Source organism: Aeromonas sp. 600948 (assembly GCF_049174875.1).
In the GTDB taxonomy this organism is placed as follows: Bacteria; Pseudomonadota; Gammaproteobacteria; order Enterobacterales; family Aeromonadaceae; genus Aeromonas; species Aeromonas veronii_A.
Genome location: NZ_JAAKTY010000013.1, coordinates 1 through 19,124 on the forward strand (window position 1 = coordinate 1; position 19,124 = coordinate 19,124).

The window sequence follows — 19,124 nt, forward strand, 5'->3', positions numbered from 1 at the left end:
TGATCATCCTCTCAGACCAGCTAGGGATCGTCGCCTTGGTGAGCCATTACCTCACCAACTAGCTAATCCCACCTGGGTTCATCCAATCGCGCAAGGCCCGAAGGTCCCCTGCTTTCCCCCGTAGGGCGTATGCGGTATTAGCTACCGTTTCCAGTAGTTATCCCCCTCGACTGGGCAGATCCCCAGGCATTACTCACCCGTCCGCCGCTCGCCGGCAAAAGTAGCAAGCTACTTTCCCGCTGCCGCTCGACTTGCATGTGTTAGGCCTGCCGCCAGCGTTCAATCTGAGCCATGATCAAACTCTTCAATTTAAGTTTGGTTGCCAATTAAGGCGGCTCAATGAATTGCTGAATTAACTGCTGCAACATAAAGTTGCTTTGGTCACTTCATCAGACATTGAAAATCAAAAATTGTTTTTGATGCTCGATGCTGTGAGTGCCCACACAGATTGCTTGATTCAAATTGTTAAAGAGCGTCACGCTTTTCGCGCTGAGGAGGCGCATATTACGCCTCTCACTTCAAAAGTCAAGCGATTGTTTTCGCTTTTCTTTCGGCGCCGACTTCACAAGGAAGCTGGCTCATCAGGTTGGCGTGTTCCGCCGTGCTGGTAGGGGCGCATTATAGGGAGCCGCGCCGGGATGACAATAGTTTTTTTGAAGAAAATCACGAAAATTTCAAATTATTCAATTAGAAACAGCTTATTCAGTGTATATATACAATGTTATCCACAATCCGGTTATTCCACTCCCATTTTAGCGTCATTTATGTCGCCTTTAGTGACCTTGGGAATGCCATACTGGAGCCGATAACCTCTCCCGAGTGGTCCATGGTAGCGCCAATCAGGAAAGCTGGTTACCATGGAGGTGAATATAGTGTTGCACCTTTTTTGCTTTCATTTACAAAAGGTCTTTTAAGATGAATTTATCCAAGTTTCCCGTATATATGCAGGCCGCAATCCTTGCTCTGGTATTGGCAGTGGTTGGCTACCTGGTTGCCCAGGCCCTGCAGTTCTCTTTGAAAGCGGAAGTGATTTTTGCAGCAGGTCTGGCCATCGGCGGTTTCGTGGTACCGCTGTTCCTGAAGCGAACCCCGGCCAATGTCGCCGAGTCGATCGCCAATCAGGAGACTTGCACCTTATATGTAGGCAACCTGCCCTATCGCGCCAATGAGATTGCAGTGCGCGAGTTGTTTGCCGAACAGGGCCAGGTCATTTCCGTGCGGTTGATGAAAGACAAGGCAACCGGCAAGCGCAGAGGTTTCGGTTTCGTGGAGATGCCCGCCGCCGATGCCGCCAAGGCGATTGCCGCTTTGAATGATAAAGAGTACCAGCAGCGCACCCTCAAGGTGCGTGAAGCAAATGACAAACGTGATAAAGAGGAAAGAGAAGGTAGCGAAACTGACGCCTAACCGCTCGTCAGTACTTCACCTCTTCCAGTGATGACAGCCCCCATGCTTGCAAGGGGGCTGTCAGTTTTTGGGCCTCCCCATCCAGCCGGGTACAGTAGGCCCTGGCAATCACCTCTTCTATATGTACAGGCTGCATGACAGCATGCCCGCCATTGCTCAGCAACCAGGCCACCCGTTTGGCAACGGCACTGCCCGAGTCAATAAGCTGACATTGCGGCATCAGTTGCCCAATCTCTTCATTAAGTAGCGGGAAGTGAGTGCAACCGAGCACCAGCGTATCCGGCTGCTCTTCCCCATCCAGCCAGTCGGCCAATACCTCGCGCAGCAACGCCATATTGACCGGCAGGCCCGCCAGCTTGTGTTCGGCTTCTATGACCAGCTCGGTGGTGCCCTTAAGCAGCACCCGCTTGCCCGGGGCAAACTGGGCGATCAGCTCGTGGGTATAGTCGCGGCTAACGGTGCCTGGCGTAGCCAGCAGACCGATACAACCGTTGCGAGTCTGCGCAGCTGCGGGCTTGATGGCTGGCACCACCCCCACCACGGGAATATCCAGTGCCTCGCGCAGGGCCGGCAGCGCTATGGTGCTGGCCGTGTTGCAGGCAATCACCACCAGATCGATATGATGACGGGCCACCATGGTGGTCACCAAGCGGGTGCAGGCAACAATCAGGGCGGGCTCGCTCAATTCACCATAGGGGAAGTTGGCATTATCGAAGCAGTAGAAATAGTTGTGTGCCGGCAGGACGCGGCGGATCTCGCGGTAGATGGTCAGGCCACCCATACCGGAATCAAACACGAGAATATTGGCCACTTGAGCTCCCCTTTGGTGCAAGGCGGCGATCATACTCCCGCCTGCCGCCAATAGAAAAGGCCCTGCCAATGGCAGGGCCCCTGATTTTTCCACTTGGCCGGCTCCGGCTTAGAGTGAGTAATCCATCGTCACGTAGTATGCGCGCTCATCGGCCGGATACCCCACTGCAGTCTGATACTCCTTATCCAGCAGGTTGTTGATCTTGCCAGATACCTTGAGCGCCGGGGTGACCTTGTAGCCGACAGCCAGATTCCACACGCTGTAGCCACCGAGTTTGGTGGTGTTGGCCACATCGCCATAGCGCTCACCCTGATAGATCCAGCTCAACGAGCCGTCAAACTGCTGCCACTGCGCCTGCGTAATCCACTTGGCCCCTTTGCGGGAGATCAGCTGCAACTGTTTATCGGTCACCTTGTCTTTGGGATCCTTGTACTCGGCAGAGACCCTATGACTCAACCAGCCAGTGTCGAACTCCCCTTCCAGCTCGATCCCTTCAATGCGCGCCTTGCCAACGTTTTGTGGTGTCCACATCCCCTGACTGTTGGGAGCCCACTGGATCATCTGTTCGAAGTCATTGCGATAACCGGTGGCTCGCCACTCGACACCCGCAGTTTGACCATCCAGCATCAGCTCGCTGCTCTTAGACTCTTCCGGCTTCAGGTTGGGATTGCCAGAGCCCGGATAGTAGAGGTCATTAAAGGAGGGGGCGCGGAAACCGGTGCCGTAGCGGGCACTCAGGCGGTAATCCTCGACAAAACGCCAGCCTGCGCCGGTTTGCCAGGTGTTGTGACGACCAAACTGCTCGTTGTCATCACTGCGGCCGCTCAGCTCACCCTGCCATGTCTGGTTGTCGAACTGGACCAGGGCATAGACCCCGGTATTGTCCCGCTCCTTGGCCCCTGCCGGATAGGGGGAGCCAGAAGATCGCGAGCGATCGTCCAGCATGTCGCGCTGCCAGTCAGCACCGCCGCCGAGCGTCCACAGCTCGTTCAGCTTGAGGCTGTTGACCCAGTTCAGGCTGTACTGGCGGGTGTAGGTCCGGTTATTGGCCTGATCGCGGCCACTGTTGTCCTGATAGTCGTACGCATCCTGTTTGGAGAAGGCGCCACGCAACTCACTCAGATAGCGATCATCGTGATAGCGCGACCCCAGCTGATAGCTCTGGTTTTCAGTCCAGGTCTCGTTGCGTTGATGGGTGGCAGGCCCCCAGGCGGAAGCCGCAGAAGAGCGGTCGTACTGGGCGACATTGCGGAACCAGCGGGTCGTACCGAACAGATCCCAGTTGCTGCCGAGCGCCTGCTGGTAGTCCAGCATGGCGTTGTAGCCCTGATGCCCGTGACGGTCACCATCGTTGATGCCGGGCAAGGGGTGTACGTTGTAACCCTCTTCATCATCAAAACCGCCAGCCACCTTGAGCTGACCCGCCTCACCTACCTGGCTGGCACTACTGAAAGCGGCCTGACGCTGTTGATGGGAACCGGCACCGATATTGAACTTGTGCTGATTTGTCCCCTTGTCGGGACGGGTAATGATGTTGATCACCCCGCCGATGGCATCAGAACCATAAATGGTGGCGCGTGGGCCACGAATATATTCGATGCGCTCCACCTGATTGAGCGGCAGGTTATTCAGTTCGGTCATCCCGGCGGTCAGGGAGGCACTGCGCACCCCATCCACCAGCACCAGCGTCTGGGAAGAGGTGCCACCACGCACCCGCAGCGAGCTGAGTTGGCCGCGGCCACCATTGCTGACCACTTCCACACCGGGCAGGGTCTTGACCACATCGGTCACGGTCTGGGCTTGCAGGCGATCGATCTCATCCCGGGTCACCACATTGACCGGGGCAAGCACGCTGGAGGCAGGTTGGGCGACGCGGGTAGCGGTCACCACCATGGTGGGATTGACGGGAATGGTCAGCTGCTGGGCAAACGCCGCCGTCGGCAACAGGGCAGCCGCCAGAAATTTCTTCGACATGAGAGATCCTTAAGTTCGCGTAAGTATCTACTTCGTGGCCGGTTTCTCTCGGCCCGAAATACGAACTCTGGCAGGTCTTCGGGCTCGGGGGCTGATAGCCTACGGCGACGGCTTCCCGCCTGATGGCAGTGCCCTGATGTCGCTTCGTTCCCCCTTACCGCTGCGCGCCAGCTCCGGATTTTCACCGGATTCCCTATTAAGCATGATGCGCCAAAGCGGGAGGATTATAGGCAGAGCCAAGCTGGATGTATAGCCATCCAGATTTCTATTTCTTGTCAGCCAGCGCTGCCAGCCGCTGCTGTGCCCCCTCCATCACCGCCTGTACCCCTGGATGGGAGAGATGGCGCCCTGCCGAGACCAGATAATAAGAGAGGGTAACGTCGGTGAGGGTCGCAATCCGCTCCACTCCGTAGAGGCGACCAATCTCGTCAGCCATCGCCAGCGGCGCCGGGAAAATCCCCATCCCCGCCTTGCCGAACGACTTCATCAGGGTGGAGTCATCAAACTGCCCCACCAGATGGGGATGAATACCCTGCTGGCGATACCACTCCAGCAGCCGATCGTGGGTGGCAGACTTCTCTCCGGGGATCAGCAGCGGCAACCCCTCCAGCGAGGCGGGAAAGCCGTCCCGCGCCCGAGCCGCCAGCTCTGGGCTGGCAAACAGCGCCAGCGGGCTGCGCCCCAGCTCGTGGTTGTAGCCGCGCACGCCGCTGTCGGGAGGAAGCGGGCGATCGATCAGCACCATGTCGAGCTTGTGACGGGCCAGCTCGCTGAACAGCTGCTCGGCCCGCTCCTCGTGGCACACCAACCGCAGCGGGGTCGCCAGCGCCATGGCGGGAGCCAGCAGCTCGAACGCCAGGGTGCGGGGTACCGAATCGGCGATCCCCACCTGCATGGTCAGCTCCTGACTGGCGTGGCGCAGGGTGTGCTCCAGCTCGGCGCCGAGCGAGAAAATCGCCCCCGCCTGCTCCTGCGCCTGCCGTCCGGCGGCGGTCAGCACCAGACGCCGCCCCACCCGGTTGAACAGCGCCACCCCGAGGGACTGCTCCAGCTCGGCCACCTGACCGCTGATGGTCTGCGGCGTGAGATGCAGCTGTTCGGCGGCCTGCGTCACACTGCCGCTGCGCGCCACATGCCAGAAGTAGTAGAGCTGTTTGTAGTTGAGCATGCCGTTCCCTATCAGTTTTTACCGAACAACCATCAGCGAGAATCTGATTTTATCGAAACATTGCGGGCTCTAGCATGCAACCATTATCTGAACTGCCCTGCGAACCATCATGCTGGACGTTGTTGTACTCTTCTTTCTGTTTGGTCTGCTGGCCGGTCTGGTGCGATCCGAGCTCAAGCTGCCGCCCGCCCTCTACGACACCCTCTCTCTCTTTCTGCTGCTGGCCATCGGCCTCAAGGGCGGCGTCGGTCTGGCCCAGCAATCCCTGCAACCTCTGCTGCCACAACTGGCGCTGGTGATCCTGCTCGGCGTGGTGCAGACCCTGCTCGGCTTTGCCGTGCTGCGCCTCAAGATGAACCGGGTGGATGCCGCCGCCACCGCCGCCCACTATGGCTCGGTCAGCGTCGCCACCTTTGCGGTCGGGGTGAACTGGCTCACCGAGCGGGGCATCAGCTTTGAATCCCAGCTCTCCATCTTCTTGGCTGTAATGGAGATCCCCGCCATTCTGGTGGGCATAGTGCTGGCCCGCGGCATCAGTCGCGAGACCCGCTGGCGCATGCTGGCCCACGAGACCTTCCTCGGCAAAGGGGTAACCCTGCTGCTGGGCGGCATGGCCATCGGCTATCTGGCCGGGCCGGACGGAATTACCCCGCTCAAACCGCTGTTTGTCGACCTGTTCAAGGGGGCGCTGGCGCTGTTCCTGCTGGAGATGGGCCTCATCGTCGCTCGCCAGTGTCAGGATCTGCGCCGCCATGGCCTGTTCCTGCTCGGCTTCGCCCTGTTGATGCCGCTCGCCTCGGCGGGACTGGGATTGGCAGCTGGCCAGCTGATGGGCCTCTCCCTCGGTGGCCTGACCCTGCTGGCGACCCTGGCGGCCAGCGCCTCCTATATTGCCGTGCCGGCTACCATGCGCATCGCCGTGCCTCAGGCCAACCCGGGGCTCTCCCTCAGCGCCGTGCTGGGGGTCACCTTCCCGTTCAACATCATGCTGGGGATCCCGCTCTACTACAGCTGGGCCCGCCACTTCACGGAGTAGCCACATGCAGACCGAGACCCGCACCCTGCTGACCGTCATTACGGAAGCCAATCTGGAGCCGACCCTGCTGCGCACCCTCACCCGCGAGGGGCTGCGCGGCTATACCATCACAGATGCCCGCGGCCGGGGGGATCATGGCGAGCGCAACGCCAGCTGGAGCGAGAGCGGCAACATCCGGCTGGAAGCGATCTGCAGCCGGGAGCAGGCGGAACGGCTGCTGGCCCACCTGCAGAGTCGCTACTACCCCGATTACGCCATGATCGCCTTTCTGCAACCGGTCGAAATCGTGCGACCCGAGAAATTCTGAGCCGGCTTGCCGGCTCTTTTTGCCCACCAAAAGCAAACGTTTGACATCAAGGATTCAGAGAAAATGAACACAGCTCCCCTGATCGGCCTGGTAATGGGCTCCGACTCCGACTGGCCCGTGCTGCAGGCCGCCGCCCGCATCCTCAAGGAGCACGGCGTGCACTACGAGGCGCAGGTAGTCTCGGCCCATCGCACCCCGGATCTGCTGTTCGAGTATGCCGCCACTGCCCGCGAGCGCGGACTGCGCGCCATCATCGCCGGGGCCGGTGGCGCTGCCCATCTGCCGGGCATGGTCGCCGCCAAGACCACTCTTCCGGTGCTGGGGGTGCCCATCCCATCACGCCATCTCAAGGGAATGGACTCGCTACTCTCCATCGTGCAGATGCCCAAAGGGGTGCCGGTCGCCACCTTCGCCATCGGCGAGGCGGGGGCCGCCAACGCCGCCCTGTTTGCGGTCTCTCTGCTCTCCGTTGCACAAGACGGCGATGCCTCTCGCTACCGGCAGCAGCTCGACGACTTCCGCACCCACGAGCGAGATCGGGTGCAGGCACTGCAACTGGAGGAGCCGACATGATCCTGCCACCCGCAATCCTCGGCATGCTGGGGGGCGGCCAGCTTGGCCGCTACTTCGTGATGGCCGCCCACCGCCTCGGCTACAAGGTGGTGGTGCTGGATCCCGATCCGGCCAGCATCGCCGGTGCCGCCGCCGATCACCATATTGTCGCCCCCTATGACGACCAGACCGCCCTGTACGAGCTGGCCAGCCGCTGCGAGGCCATCAGCTGCGAATTCGAAAATGTGCCCGCCGCCACCCTCGCCCTGCTCGAAAAACACAAGCCGGTGCGCCCGGCCGCCAGCGCTGTGCGCATCTGTCAGGATCGCCGCGAGGAGAAAGCCTTTCTGCGCGGGGCCAACATCCCGGTCGCCCCCTATCTGGCGCTACTGCCGGAAGAGCCCATCCCCGCACAGGCCAGCGAACTCTTGCCCGCCATTCTCAAGACGGCCCGCGAGGGGTACGACGGCAAGGGGCAGTGGCAGATCAGTAATCTGGATGAGCTGGCGACGGCGCTGGCAGCCAGTGGCGTCCCCTGCGTGCTGGAAAAACGGCTGGCACTGGAGGGGGAGTTTGCCCTGACCCTGGCCCGCAGCCCGAGCGGCGCCATCAGCTCCCTGCCACTGGTGCAGAACTGGCACTGCGGCGGCATTCTCGACCAGACTCGCTCCCCGGCCAATGTGCCAACGCTGGAGCGCGAGGCCAAAGGGATCGCTGAGCGACTGATTGCCGCCCTCGATTACGTCGGGGTACTGACGGTGGAGTTCTTTCTGGTGGAGGGGCGCCTGCTGGTCAACGAGCTGGCGCCCCGCCCCCACAACTCGGGTCATCCCAGCCTCGACAACGCTGCATGCAGCCAGTTCGAGTTGCAGGTGCGGGCCCTGTGCGATCTGCCGCTGCCGGAGCAAATCGCCGTGCGCCCCGCCCTGTTAATCAACCTGCTGGGGGATCTCTGGCAGAAGGGCACGCCAGACTGGGCCGCCCTGCTGGCGCTGCCCGGCCTGCATCTGCACCTCTACGGCAAGGGCGAACCCCGCCCCGGCCGCAAGATGGGCCATATCACGGTAACCGGTGATGAGTGGCCAACGGTGGAGGAGCGCTGCCGTCAGGCCCGCCAGCTGCTGGGGCTGGCGCCGTGCTGATCGACCATCGGAAATGCAAAGACCCGGGCATGGCCCGGGTCTCTGTTTTTGCTTGCTCTGGCAGGGAGCCTTATCAGGCCCGCTCCACCGCTACCGGTGCCGGCAGGCGAATGGTGAGGGAGAGCACCAGCGCTACCAGCAGCAACACCAGAATCAGGTTGAAGGTCGCCATGAAGCCGCCAAACAGGGAGGCCACGATGGAGCCGATGATGCTGCCCAGACCAAAGCCCAGATAGATGACGCCGTAGTTCTTGGTCAGGTTGTTGAGACCGAAGAAGTCGCTCACCAGCGAGGGGTAGACGGTGATGGTGCCGCCGAAACTGAAGGCCACACAGGCCACCGCCACGAAGAACAGGTTGGCATTGAGCGGCACGAACAGCAGCAGCGCCATGCCCGCCAGGGTAATCAGCTGGGCGATGGTGATGACCCGGATGCGGGACATCTTGTCGGAGAGGATACCCAGCACCAGACGGCCACCCAGGTTTGCCATAGCGATGATGGCGACGGCATTGGCAGCCACCACTGCTGGCAGACCCACCATCTTCTCGCCGATATCCTTGGCCACGCCGATGACGTAGAGGCCACTCATGCAGGCGGTGAGGAACATCAGCGCCAGCATCCAGTACTGCGGCTTGCGCATCGCCTCGGCCAGAGTGAAGTCACGGCTCTCGCTCTGCTGCACGGAGGCGGCCTGCTTGGGCGCATCCTTCATCAGCATGCCGCCCACCAGCACCATGGACATGGCGATCAGCCCCCACAGCTGGAAGGTGGTCTCAAGGCCGGAGCTGGAGAGCAGCAGCAGGTTGATATATTTGAAACCGAGACTGCCGAGGCCATAGGCACCGATGGAGCAGGCGGAGATCAGCCCCTTGCGCTCCGGGAACCACTTCACGCAGTTGGAGAGGGTCATCAGGTAGCCGGTACCGTCGGCAAAACCGACCAGAATGCCCGCGCAGAGGTAGAGCATCGCCAGATTGCTGGCATGGGCAGTGAGGAAGAAGCCGATGCCGAGCAGCACACCAGCGCCCAGGGTCACGTTGCGCACACCGAATCGCTCCTGCAGCTTGCCCGCCATGGAGGAGGCGACTGCCAGCGACAGGCTGAGCAGGCCGAAGGCGAAAGCCACCTGACTCACCGGCTCGTCCAGCTTGTCGGAGAGCTGGGCGTTGAACAGGCTCCAGGTGTAGACAGAACCCAGTGCGAACTGGGTGATGATGGTACCGATCAGTGTCAGGTACCGGGTGCGGTTCATCTCTTTGGTCATGATGCGTCTCGGTCGATGGCCTTAAGGAAATTGAGGCCACTATAGGCAAGACGCAGTTCGCGCCGATCGATTAAGGCATGAAATGCAGATCGGCGGGAATGAATGACAATCAGAGCCGCATCAGCTGACGGAACGCCTTGATGTTGCTGCGACTGACCGGTACCTCGAACGGCAGATCATGGAGCCGGATGAGATAGGTGCTGTTAAACCAGGGGACTATTTCGCGGATCTTGTTGATGTTGACGCAGTAGGAGCGGTGGCAACGGAAGAACCCCTCGGCAGGCAGGCGGCTGACAAACTCGCTGATGGTCATGGTCATCACGTAGCGGTCATCACGGGTGTAGACATAGGTGAGCTTCTCGTCGGCCTCGGCGTAGTAGATCTGCTCGCAGGGGGTGACGATGATGCGCTCCCCCTTCACCAGATTGACGGTGCGATTGTGCGGGCTGTTCCCCTCGCCGCTCGCCTCCCCCGTGGTGGCTGGCTGCGACTTGCCCGCATGCTCTAGCTTTTGCAGCAGATTGATGAGGCGCGGCTCGTTGTAGGGCTTGAGGATATAGTCGAACGCCTCCAGCTCGAACGCTTCCACCGCAAACTCCTTGTAGGCGGTGACAAAGACGATGTGGGGCGGATGGCTCGACTTGTGCAGGTTCTTGGCCAGCAGCAGGCCATCGATGGAGGGGATCTGGATATCCAGAAACACCACATCCACCTCGTGATCCTGCAGGTATTTGAACGCCTCCAGCCCATCCTCGAAGCTCGCCACTATCTCGATGGTGCTGTGCTGATTCACCAGATAGATCAACTCCTCGCGGGCCAGATACTCATCTTCGACAATAATGGCTTTCAGCATGACAACACCTCTCGCGGCACACACTTATCCTCAACCATGATGGCACTCAGCATGGCATCGACTCCTGATCCGGCAGATAGAAACTCACCTCGGTACCCGGTTCCAGCCGCTTGAGATGCAGGCCGTCGCCATAGAGCAGCTTGACCCGCTGATGCACGTTCATCAGGCCGATGCTGCGGCTCTCCACCCGCCCGGCGGCCACCCCGTCGATCACCGCCTGACTGATGCCATAACCGGTATCCCGCACCGCAACCCGGATGCCCCCCGCCAGCTGTTTCACCTCGATGGTGACCCGACCCGGCGCGCTGCGGGGCTGGATGCCGTGCAGGATGGCGTTTTCCACCAGCGGCTGCAACAGCAGGCTCGGCACCTGAATGTGCACATCGTCCACCTCGAACACCACCTCCAGCTTGTCGCCGAAGCGGGCCTGCTCGATGGCCACGTAGTCACGCACCTGCTGCAGCTCCTCCTGAATGTCGATCAGTTCATCCCCCTTGTTGAGGTTGTAGCGCAGATAATCCGCCAGATTGGCGATCAGCTGGCGCGCCTGCTGGGGCCGGATGCGGATCAGCGACGAGATGGCGTTGAGGGCATTGAACAGGAAGTGCGGGTTGATCTTGCTCTGCAGCGCGGTGAACTCCGCCTTGCGGGTCATCTCCTTGAGCTGCTCGATGCGCGACACCTCCATCTGGGTGGAGATGAGCTGGGAGAGGCCCACCGCCATCTCCCGCAGGGAGCTGGTGATGCTGTGGGTGCGGCGGTAGTAGATCTTGAGGGTGCCGCTCACCGAGCCGTTCTCCCGCAGCGGAATAATGATGACCGAGTGGAAATCGGAGAGGTGATACTGGCGCAGATCGTTGTTGATGATGATCTGGTCGAGCAGCACCGCCTGCTGGGTCATGCCGCTGATGGCGTGGTGCTCATCCAGCTCGTAATAGTCCTTGCCCACCCCGACATAGGCCAGCACGTCATGGGTATCTGTGATGGCCACCGCATCGGCGCTGATGTCGCGCCGGATCACATCGCACACCTGACTGAGGGAGTGGCGATCGATGTTCTGGAAGAAGGGCAGCGTCTTGTTGGCGATATCGAGCGCCAGCTTGGCCTGCTTGGCGGCAATCAGCTCCTTCTCGTCATCCAGATCCTGCACCAGCTTGATGATGAGGCCGATGCAGAGCGCCCCGGCGATCATCGGATAGGCGATATGGTTGACGATCTCCACCCCGACTTCATGGGGCTCGGTCAGCAGCCAGATCAGCAGCATGGTCAGCCCTTCGCATAGCATCCCCGCCAGAATGCCGTAGAGCCAGAGCCGCGACTTGCGACAGCGCAGGTGCAGCCAGGTGGCGAGCAGACCGGCAATGATGCTGGCGATAAGACAAGGGATGGAGGTGTGGCCATCCATGTCGATGAGATAGCGATGCAGGCCGGAGATGACCCCGGCCGGAATGCCGACCCAGGGGCCGAACAGGATGCCGCCCGAGATGATGGCGATGATCCGCACGTTGATCAGCGCCCCCTCCACCGGAATGCCGGTGTAGGTACTGAACACCGCAAACAGGCCGAAGATGGAGGCCACCAGCACCAGCTCCGCCGGGGTGTGATCCCGCTTCTGGAACAGCCGCTGGAACGGCCGGGTGCGGGTCAGGAAGAAGAGGGTCATCAGCATCAGCGCCGCCCGTTCGAACACCGCCAGCAGCATCATCTGATTTTCAAGCACAAATGTATTCCTGCATCAACCAAGAGTACTCCGGATCATATCCTATTTGCTGGCAATGTACTGATTTCGAAACAGGATGAAAGTGGCCTAACCGTACGAATAAAACGAAACCATGTCTATGGATAACGAGTCAGCACAAGTTACTGGCTACTAACTTGCCAGCTAAAAAAACAGCTCACGGTTAATGTAATGGCATCCGTCATCCAAGCTCCACGCACAACAAAATCCTCTATCAACCATACTTTTAGAGATAATTACCTGTACAGTGCAAAACTGAATATATTCAAAAGCCATCTCTGAATCCCAGCCTCAAAAACATCCTTTCAAAAATCATTGATGATTTATTTAACATAGGAAATAGTCTACTCAAGTAGACAATCTTAATTTCTCTACTCATCATTGAAGACTTGCCACTTTATTTTGCTATCTGTGAGATTGGTATCCTTGATACCAAGCTAACTTTTTGGAGAAAAAAACATCATTTACCGCCTATAAAATGATAGGCGTGATGCACGCACCAGTAAAAATAAAACCCACTGAATTTTTAATCACCCTGATTGCTATACGCTTACTAAACACCACCAATTTAAATGAGTGACCGACTTCAGAAAGCAATTTAATATAAAAGATCTAAAAACAACATAAAATATATCTGTGCAAATAAGTTGTTATTTTCCTCGCTTTATCAAAAAAAATCACAAGTTCAAACCAACATGCCAGTCACCATCATGAATCTCCAGGTACTTTGCATGCCAACCCTAAAGGGGTAGAAACAATACACCAAAAAACAAAATATATTAAATTACATAAAACACCATGACTTCCACCCCTCCTTTTCAACATCACAAAGAAATCATAAGACTTTGTTTTTATTGGTATTTTTTTGTATTTTTAGATATTTTGAAAACCACTGCCCCCGGTGATTAAATAGCCACCGAAATCAGTCATCAACATGTCTCTGATGACATGACACAACAATAAATCTTCTAATAAAAATTTGTTGCTTTCTCAAAACTTGTTTCATTTTTGACAACCTTAGTCTTGTCAAGAATGAAACTCTCAATTCAGATTAAAAGGGTAAAATATGAAAAAGGCTATTGTAGCTTCTGTATTACTAGCTGTATTCTCTGGCGCCAGTTATGCTGAAAATAGTGCAACTCCAGCAGCAACTGATCAAGGCCATGGCGTGATCAAATTTATTGGTGCAATTGTAGATGCCCCCTGCTCTATCGCCCCGGAAAGCGTAGATCAAACCATAAATATGGGACAAATCTCCAACAGTGTACTCGAGCATCAAGGTGAGGGTCCTCTGCGTCCGTTCGATATTCATCTTGAAGGCTGCTCTCTTGATACCGCCAAAACTGCCGCGATTACCTTCAACGGCATTCCTGATGATACTGAGAAAAAACATTTAGCTATTAATGGTTTCGCAAAAGGTGCGGCTATCGCCATGATTAGCCAACTGGATGGTTCTGAAGTTGTTTTGGGCACCCCGACCAAGGCTGCCACTCTGGTTGAGGGTGACAACCACCTGAAATTTGGTGCCAAGTTGGTAAGCAATATCAAAGCGGGTGACGGCGGAAAAGCAATCCCGGGTGAATTTAGTGCAACCACTGACTTTATCATGACCTACCAGTAAATATTTAAATTTAATCAAACATTTATCCAGTAATTACGCGCAGGGAGGCGCGTTTCCTTTTGTTTACCTTATAAATTGAAATCTATGAAACAATTTTTATTATCGTTGGCCATTTTTTTCATTTTTATGAGTGTGGCAAAAAGTTCTCACGCAGGTGATATTGAGTTCAATACTGACCTGTTGGATGTTAAAGATAAAGAAAGCATTGAATCAGGTGCTTTTAAACAGGCGGGTTATATTGTACCCGGTGAATACACCATGCAAATGGTGGTAAACGATGCCTTTATTGGCGAGCGTAACGTCAAGTTTCAAGCAACCTCCAGCAACAGCTCACAGCTGTGTTTGACCGTTGCGCTGGCCAATGAATTGGGCCTTAAAAAGCACGATCTGGAACGCCTACTGACTAGTGGGAAGAGGGGCTCTTGCCTTAATCCTGACGTACTCGAAGGAATAGTGATCAAGGGCGATATCAGCAAAGACACGCTTCTCATTTCTGTCCCTCAAGCATATCGGGATTATGTGAGTGACTCCTGGGATCCCCCGTCACGTTGGGATGAAGGGGTCAATGGTGCCCTGCTCGATTATGGCATCAATCTTCAAGAGAACCATTCGACCCATGGTAATGGTGACACAACCAATGTCAGTGCCTATGGTGTGGCTGGTGTCAATATGGGGGCCTGGCGGCTGCGGGCTGACTGGCAGGGTCGTTATGAGCGTAACAAAGAGCAAGCAGGCTCCCAAAGTGAGCTGGATGTCAGTCGTGTGTATGCCTATCGCGCCTTACCCGAACTCAGCACCAAGTTGACGATGGGCGAACTCGATCTGGATAACTCCATGTTCGATAGCTTTCTGTATACAGGCGCCTCTGTAGTTAACGATGACAACATGTTACCCCCCGACTTGCGTGGCTACGCCCCGGAAGTGGTAGGTATTGCCAAGACCAACGCCAAGGTAGTGATTAGTCAGCAAGGGCGCGTTATTTATGAAACGCAGGTGGCTTCCGGGCCATTTCGTATTCAGGATTTGAGCAGCGCAGTCAGCGGCACCCTGGATGTCAGAGTAGAGGAGCAGGATGGATCGGTGCAGACTTTTCAGGTCAACACCGCTCGCATCCCCTATCTCTCCCGACCAGGCTCGATACGCTACAAGTTCAATAGTGGCAAGATCAGCAGTCAACCCCATCGCTTGGATGGACCGGCCTTTGCCAGCAGTGAATTCTCTTGGGGCGTGAGCAATGGATGGTCACTGTTGGGAGGGGCTCTGCTCAGTGAGGGTTACGATGCACTCTCTGTCGGGGTTGGACGTGATTTGCTGCAATTAGGTGCTATCTCTTTCGATATCACTGAATCTCGTGCCCAGTTGGCAGAGGGCTCAAAAACTGGCAGCTCTTATCGAATCAACTATTCAAAGAACTTCGAAGAGTATGACAGCCAAGTGGCGTTTGCCGGTTACCGCTTCTCGGAGCGGGATTTTATGAACATGAATGACTTTATGGCCGCCCGCAAGATTGGCCAACCATACAGGGGCGGCTCCAGAGAACTGTATAACGTGAGGCTAAGCAAGCAATTCAAAGCAGCTCAGCTGGGAGCATATATCGATTACACCCATCAGTCTTACTGGTCCCAGACAGATAGTGAGCGTATCAGCCTCTCTCTGTCTCACTATTTTGATGTAATGGAGTGGCGTAGCCTGGCGACCTCGCTCACCACCTATCACAACGAGCAGGGCCGTCAGACTGATAATGGCATGTACTTCACACTGTCGATTCCCTTTGGGCTGAACAAACATGTGAGTTACAGCGCCTCAACCATGGGGGGCAAAACCACCAACAATATCAGCCTCTTCAACCGGGTGGATGACCGTAACAGTTACTCAGTCACGGCCTCAACCTCGCCAGCAGGTGAAAGCGCCAGCGGTTTCTATACCCACACTGGCGACAAAACCACCCTGATGGCCAACGTTAGTCACCAGGCAGGTAGTTCAACAGCCGCAGGGCTCTCCATCAATGGCGGAATTACTGCGACCAAAGAGGGGATTGCCATGCACCGGGTAGGCATGATGGGGGGCAGTCGTATCATGGTAGATACTGACGGGGCCAGCGGTGTGCCTGTACACACCGGCGGGCCAGTCACCTTCACGAATCAAAATGGCAAGGCGGTTGTAGCCGATATATCCAGCTACTATCGTCAACGAACCAGCATCGACATCGATCAATTGGGTGATGATGTTGAGCCTATTGGGACACCTATTTCCATGGGGACCCTGACCGAAGGAGCTATCGGTTATCGTCATTTCGATATGTTGTCGGGCGGCAAGCGCATGCTTGAACTGGTCAAAACAGATGGCAGCCCAGTTCCATTCGCCGCTGAAGTCGTCAATGACAAGGGGCAACAATTGGGGATGGTCGGTGATGATGGCATGGCCTATCTCGCAGGCCTGCATGAAGGAAGTCCTGTGGAGGCTCGCTGGGGCAGCGAGCAGCATTGCCGCTTTTATTTGCCATCACCGCTACCAGAAGTCAACACGACGGCGAGACTGACTTGTCAGTAATCGATTTTGTATAACCAGATTGAGATAAACCGATATGACCAAGAAACTGTTGTTCACTCTGCCTCTATTGCTAACCATGATGGCTAGCCAGGTTCAGGCTGCCGTCTCATTGGATCGTACCCGGGTGATCTACCCGGCGGGAGCCAATTCAATGAGCCTGACGATCCACAATAACAACAAAACACTGCCTTACCTGGCCCAGGCCTGGCTGGAAGATGCCAATGGCAACAAGATAAATAGTCCGTTCACCCTGTTGCCACCAGTTCAGCGGCTGGAGCCGGGTATGGAGAGCCTGGTCAAGGTGCAAGCATTACCTGCTGTCGCTCTGCTGCCCCAGGATAAAGAGAGTTTGTTCTACTTCAACTTGCGGGAGATTCCCCCTCGCAGCGACAAGCCAAACACCCTGCAGCTTGCACTGCAAACCCGGATCAAGTTCTTCTACCGCCCCGCAACTCTGCTGGTTGAGCCGGGCAGCAACCAAGCGCCGTGGCAAGAAAAAGTTACCCTGCAAGCGGTAGGAGGAAAATACCAGTTGACCAATCCGACCCCTTACTACATCTCCATTGTGGATGGGGCCCGCACACTCAATGCGGGTAGTACTACGGGATTTGAGCCAGTCATGATTGCCCCCAATAGCAGTGCCATGGTCAATCTTGGTGTGGCCCAGCTTGGCCAGCAACCCACTTTTACCTATGTGGATGACTACGGCGGCCGTCGAACCCTGAGCTACCGCTGCACCGGGACCTGCCATTTGTTGCCCGCTCAAGATGCAAAATAGAGAGATAAATATGTCGCTAGGCTCTTCTTCTCCGCGCGCGGCCTACTCCAGGGTTCGTTACCTGTGGTTCATATTGATCACTTTTCAGAGCGTGCTTATCCCGTCTCAAGCTCAGGCGGGGAGTGATAGCTTGATGATTAATGTCGTCGCAGAGGTAGTCAATCAAGCCTGTTCGCTGCGCCCCGGTGATGAAACCATCACCGTCAACTTTGGCAATATCGTGAACAAAGAGTTATTGAGGGACAAACGCACACCAAGTAGAGAGTTTCAGCTTCATCTTGAAGAGTGTGACCCCGATATCTCCAAGGGTGTGAAGGTGACATTCAGTGGTCAAGGAGCGCCAGACAATCCGGACTTGCTGGCGCTGATGGGGGACAGTATCGCCAAAGGGATTGCCATCGGACTGGAGCATCAGGGAAAGGCATTACCCCTCAACAAAGCAAGCCGTGAATTGATGTTAACTGCTGGTGACAACGTACTGACCTTCGCTACCTATGTGCAATTGCTACCATCGGGACAAACGGGCTTGGTATCAGGTACGTTTAGTACAAGTGCCAACTTCAAGCTAGAGTATGAGTAAAGATGCTGAGTTAAAATTAGAATCCACAGTGTTCCTTCTCGAGATTTTCGACGAACACCCGTGGCTTACTAAATTTCTACATGTGGTGGTGGATAAGTCTTAAACTTAAGTTAAGCATCATGCTCCATGCTCTCTTAATAGCAATTTTTAGCACCTTATTAATATTTATGTGATACTGAGGTTATATGGTCTTTTTTTTCGAAATAATACGAGGTGTATTTAGCACCAGTGATTTTAAAAAACACCTTGGTTACTTTTTGTGCTTCATAACAAATGTTATGTTTGTTTTTTTACTTGGCATAACAAATACCTATGCATCTAGCCTTTCTATTTCTTTAACCGAAGCTCCAGGACTTACAACGAAAGGCGATCCATATATGAAAGCGGTAATTATTGGGGGAGATAATAATGATCTCACGCCTAATTTATGTGCTGGTAAGAAATGGGGTGATTGTTCCATATTAGCTTGGTTAGTTGAAAGGTCATGGCCAAACAAACAACTTGATGGGTATAAATCATATGATGCCGGTGGCATTAACTCAGAGTCATGGCGAAGCTGTGTAAATTCCAATGAAAATAAAACGTTAGGAAAGGTTATTTCTTGCTGGCGAAATAATGGCGTACTTCAGAGACCCTTATATGATACTATCGGTAGTCGTAGACTTAAATCAGGCCCTGATTTATGTCTTTTTTATGGAAGAGATACAGTACAATCAGCCTCATATCCTGGACCAATATCAAATTGCGTATCAGGTTATAAACCAGCTGAGAGTTGTAAATTTGGCCCTAACATTTCCATAAATGCAAAAGGTACAGCAAGCGAATTTAAAAATATGTCTGCAAGTGCAGAAAGTTACTTAGAGTGTACGAATACAACCTCAGGCACAATTAAATTAACCGATGAAAAAGGTCAATTGGTTTTAGATGGTGGAGGTTATTGTAATCTTGATTTAGGTTCTGGTCCAAATAAACCTCATAAGTTAACAGTGCAATATGGAATGCGGAAAAAAGTGATCGCTAAATGCCTATTTTCAGGCGTGAATACTCTAGGTTTACATCGAGGTGCGGGAATAATTGTATTTACGGTAGATTAAATGCCCAGAAAATTTGGAAGTGCTGCTTCGGCTCGTTACATATAAAGTAAAGGTTAAGTTATAATTTGATATCACTTTGACGCTGATATCAGATTGTAACTTGACACATACGCTTTATATATTAGCTTTTACTTATAACTCCATATCAAAACAAGCATTCTTATTCTGACTTTATTAACATCTCATTACCGATAATTCTATTTACAAAACAATGTATCAGTCATTTCTCTATCTGGCGACAAGTAATCA

Annotated in this window: 16 protein-coding genes, 1 rRNA gene and 1 riboswitch; of the genes, 10 read left to right on the forward strand and 7 right to left on the reverse strand. The window is 55.1% G+C overall.

The genetic code is table 11. From position 1 onward, the window contains the following. Positions 1-311, reverse strand: a 16S ribosomal RNA gene (locus G5182_RS12290); the annotation flags it as partial. Positions 312-915: 604 nt separating this feature from the next. Here G5182_RS12290 and G5182_RS12295 point away from each other — a divergent pair. Continuing rightward, a complete protein-coding gene (locus G5182_RS12295) occupies positions 916-1,407 on the forward strand; it encodes an RNA recognition motif domain-containing protein (protein WP_005339200.1) in 492 nt (163 codons plus the stop codon). Positions 1,408-1,414: 7 nt separating this feature from the next. On the opposite strand, the gene murI is transcribed toward G5182_RS12295, so the two are convergent. From murI to nhaR, 3 genes are all read right to left on the reverse strand, one after another. Continuing rightward, positions 1,415-2,218, reverse strand: a complete 804-nt coding sequence (gene murI / locus G5182_RS12300) for a glutamate racemase (RefSeq protein ID WP_129503012.1) — start codon at positions 2,216-2,218, stop codon at positions 1,415-1,417. A gap of 108 nt (positions 2,219-2,326) precedes the next feature. Beyond that, on the reverse strand, positions 2,327-4,192 hold the full coding sequence (locus tag G5182_RS12305; protein ID WP_227341719.1) for a TonB-dependent receptor domain-containing protein: 1,866 nt from the start codon (positions 4,190-4,192) through the stop codon (positions 2,327-2,329). A gap of 51 nt (positions 4,193-4,243) precedes the next feature. Continuing rightward, a riboswitch (cobalamin riboswitch) is annotated at positions 4,244-4,422 on the reverse strand. A gap of 35 nt (positions 4,423-4,457) precedes the next feature. Beyond that, positions 4,458-5,360: a transcriptional activator NhaR gene (nhaR, locus tag G5182_RS12310; RefSeq protein ID WP_227341718.1), complete on the reverse strand. Its 903-nt coding sequence runs from the start codon at positions 5,358-5,360 to the stop codon at positions 4,458-4,460. Between the two features lie 109 nt (positions 5,361-5,469). Here nhaR and G5182_RS12315 point away from each other — a divergent pair, with 109 nt between their 5' ends. The 4 genes from G5182_RS12315 to G5182_RS12330 all read left to right on the forward strand — a co-directional run bounded on the left by G5182_RS12315 (position 5,470) and on the right by G5182_RS12330 (position 8,397). Continuing rightward, positions 5,470-6,396, forward strand: a complete 927-nt coding sequence (locus G5182_RS12315) for a sodium-dependent bicarbonate transport family permease (protein ID WP_227341717.1) — start codon at positions 5,470-5,472, stop codon at positions 6,394-6,396. A gap of 4 nt (positions 6,397-6,400) precedes the next feature. Further along, positions 6,401-6,703 (forward strand): P-II family nitrogen regulator, encoded by a 303-nt coding sequence (locus tag G5182_RS12320; protein ID WP_005321666.1) that lies wholly within the window; start codon positions 6,401-6,403, stop codon positions 6,701-6,703. 63 nt (positions 6,704-6,766) lie between these two features. Beyond that, entirely contained in the window at positions 6,767-7,276 is a 510-nt protein-coding gene (purE, locus tag G5182_RS12325; protein WP_227341716.1) for a 5-(carboxyamino)imidazole ribonucleotide mutase, read from the forward strand. Then, entirely contained in the window at positions 7,273-8,397 is a 1,125-nt protein-coding gene (locus tag G5182_RS12330) for a 5-(carboxyamino)imidazole ribonucleotide synthase (protein ID WP_227341715.1), read from the forward strand. The genes purE and G5182_RS12330 overlap by 4 nt, the downstream gene beginning before the upstream one ends. 73 nt (positions 8,398-8,470) lie before the next feature. Here G5182_RS12330 and G5182_RS12335 read toward each other — a convergent pair whose 3' ends face one another. The 3 genes from G5182_RS12335 to G5182_RS12345 form a co-directional block, all read right to left on the reverse strand. Next, a complete protein-coding gene (locus tag G5182_RS12335) occupies positions 8,471-9,661 on the reverse strand; it encodes an L-lactate MFS transporter (protein WP_227341714.1) in 1,191 nt (396 codons plus the stop codon). 109 nt (positions 9,662-9,770) lie between these two features. After that, positions 9,771-10,514, reverse strand: a complete 744-nt coding sequence (locus G5182_RS12340; RefSeq protein ID WP_108613331.1) for a LytR/AlgR family response regulator transcription factor — start codon at positions 10,512-10,514, stop codon at positions 9,771-9,773. Positions 10,515-10,560: 46 nt separating this feature from the next. Continuing rightward, positions 10,561-12,234, reverse strand: coding sequence for a sensor histidine kinase (locus G5182_RS12345; protein WP_005357096.1), 1,674 nt, complete (start codon positions 12,232-12,234; stop codon positions 10,561-10,563). 1,084 nt (positions 12,235-13,318) lie between these two features. Between G5182_RS12345 and G5182_RS12350 the strand changes: the two genes are divergently transcribed. From G5182_RS12350 to G5182_RS12370, 5 genes are all read left to right on the forward strand, one after another. Then, the gene (locus G5182_RS12350; protein ID WP_005342239.1) at positions 13,319-13,873 is read left to right on the forward strand and encodes a fimbrial protein; all 555 of its coding nucleotides are present in this window, start codon (positions 13,319-13,321) and stop codon (positions 13,871-13,873) included. Between the two features lie 84 nt (positions 13,874-13,957). Further along, positions 13,958-16,423 (forward strand): fimbria/pilus outer membrane usher protein, encoded by a 2,466-nt coding sequence (locus G5182_RS12355; RefSeq protein WP_421254417.1) that lies wholly within the window; start codon positions 13,958-13,960, stop codon positions 16,421-16,423. 34 nt (positions 16,424-16,457) lie between these two features. Next, positions 16,458-17,201, forward strand: coding sequence for a fimbria/pilus periplasmic chaperone (locus G5182_RS12360; RefSeq protein ID WP_216979777.1), 744 nt, complete (start codon positions 16,458-16,460; stop codon positions 17,199-17,201). Between the two features lie 10 nt (positions 17,202-17,211). Continuing rightward, a complete protein-coding gene (locus tag G5182_RS12365; RefSeq protein ID WP_254204534.1) occupies positions 17,212-17,781 on the forward strand; it encodes a fimbrial protein in 570 nt (189 codons plus the stop codon). 185 nt (positions 17,782-17,966) lie between these two features. Then, positions 17,967-18,875, forward strand: a complete 909-nt coding sequence (locus tag G5182_RS12370; RefSeq protein ID WP_216979778.1) for a hypothetical protein — start codon at positions 17,967-17,969, stop codon at positions 18,873-18,875. The last annotated feature ends 249 nt before the right edge of the window (positions 18,876-19,124 follow it).

Excerpts from the sequence above, each read along its gene's own strand:
- G5182_RS12320 (WP_005321666.1), top strand. The coding sequence starts at position 6,401 with ATGCAGACCGAGACCCGCACCCTGCTGACCGTCATTACGGAAGCCAAT.
- G5182_RS12340 (WP_108613331.1), bottom strand. The coding sequence starts at position 10,514 with ATGCTGAAAGCCATTATTGTCGAAGATGAGTATCTGGCCCGCGAGGAG.
- G5182_RS12365 (WP_254204534.1), top strand. The coding sequence starts at position 17,212 with ATGTCGCTAGGCTCTTCTTCTCCGCGCGCGGCCTACTCCAGGGTTCGT.
- G5182_RS12360 (WP_216979777.1), top strand. The coding sequence starts at position 16,458 with ATGACCAAGAAACTGTTGTTCACTCTGCCTCTATTGCTAACCATGATG.
- G5182_RS12335 (WP_227341714.1), bottom strand. The coding sequence starts at position 9,661 with ATGACCAAAGAGATGAACCGCACCCGGTACCTGACACTGATCGGTACC.
- G5182_RS12305 (WP_227341719.1), bottom strand. The coding sequence starts at position 4,192 with ATGTCGAAGAAATTTCTGGCGGCTGCCCTGTTGCCGACGGCGGCGTTT.
- G5182_RS12315 (WP_227341717.1), top strand. The coding sequence starts at position 5,470 with ATGCTGGACGTTGTTGTACTCTTCTTTCTGTTTGGTCTGCTGGCCGGT.
- G5182_RS12330 (WP_227341715.1), top strand. The coding sequence starts at position 7,273 with ATGATCCTGCCACCCGCAATCCTCGGCATGCTGGGGGGCGGCCAGCTT.
- nhaR (WP_227341718.1), bottom strand. The coding sequence starts at position 5,360 with ATGCTCAACTACAAACAGCTCTACTACTTCTGGCATGTGGCGCGCAGC.
- G5182_RS12295 (WP_005339200.1), top strand. The coding sequence starts at position 916 with ATGAATTTATCCAAGTTTCCCGTATATATGCAGGCCGCAATCCTTGCT.
- G5182_RS12350 (WP_005342239.1), top strand. The coding sequence starts at position 13,319 with ATGAAAAAGGCTATTGTAGCTTCTGTATTACTAGCTGTATTCTCTGGC.
- purE (WP_227341716.1), top strand. The coding sequence starts at position 6,767 with ATGAACACAGCTCCCCTGATCGGCCTGGTAATGGGCTCCGACTCCGAC.
- G5182_RS12355 (WP_421254417.1), top strand. The coding sequence starts at position 13,958 with ATGAAACAATTTTTATTATCGTTGGCCATTTTTTTCATTTTTATGAGT.
- G5182_RS12370 (WP_216979778.1), top strand. The coding sequence starts at position 17,967 with ATGGTCTTTTTTTTCGAAATAATACGAGGTGTATTTAGCACCAGTGAT.